General features: G+C 64.5%; 1 protein-coding gene. It reads left to right on the top strand.

Translation table 11 applies throughout. The features are described 5' to 3' along the window. A partial coding sequence (locus ACFC0D_RS38610) for a hypothetical protein (protein WP_376446795.1) occupies window positions 1–739 on the top strand: 739 nt, incomplete at both ends.

Below are 739 nucleotides of genomic sequence, written 5' to 3'. Positions count from 1 at the left end.
CCCCGCAACCGTCCACGGCCCTATGAGCCGCTGGGCCTGCTGTTGGGGTCGGTGCGCATCGCTCCGGACGTGGCGAGCCTGCCATACACGAACTACGAGGGCGATCAGCAGTTCGTCTCGCTGCTGCTGACTCCCGGCATCAACGTTGCCAGAGTGGAAGAGCTCTACAACGGGGATGCGTTGCTCTCCAGCTTCGAAGGGGTGCAGGTCTGGTACCACGGCTTCTCTGGCATGCCCGACCAGGACATCCCGATCTACAGCAACGTGGCTGTGGTCGAGGGTGGCCGGCTGCTCGACACCAGTAGCGACCCCAAGAATCGGCCGGGGCAATGGGTGCAGCGTACCGGCAGTGAGCGGACGATCCGTCTGGTGGTGGGCGTCGAGTTCCAGATCTGGGACGTGACGTCGAAGGGAAAGGAAAAGGACCACCGAGAGCAGCTTCAGGTTCAGTACCGGGCCGTCGGCACCGGCAACTGGCTGAACTTCGGCAACTACAGCGTCTCTGGCCGCACCCAGAAGACCCAGAAGCGCAGCTACACCTTGGATGTCCCCGAGGGGCAGTACGACGTGCGCGTGCGAGTTGCCGGTCAGAACACCGATGGCAGCGGCGCCCAGGCCAACTTCACCTGGACCACGCTGACCAGCGTTCGACGCGAGCCGCCGGGATATCCGGGCATTTCGCGCATCGGCATCCGTATGCGGGCCTCGGGCCAGCTCAACGGCGCGCCTGATGAGATCC

It is taken from the genome of Streptomyces sp. NPDC056222, from assembly GCF_042264065.1.
Classification (GTDB): Bacteria; Actinomycetota; Actinomycetes; order Streptomycetales; family Streptomycetaceae; genus Streptomyces.
This window is presented reverse-complemented; position numbering and strand designations above follow the sequence as displayed.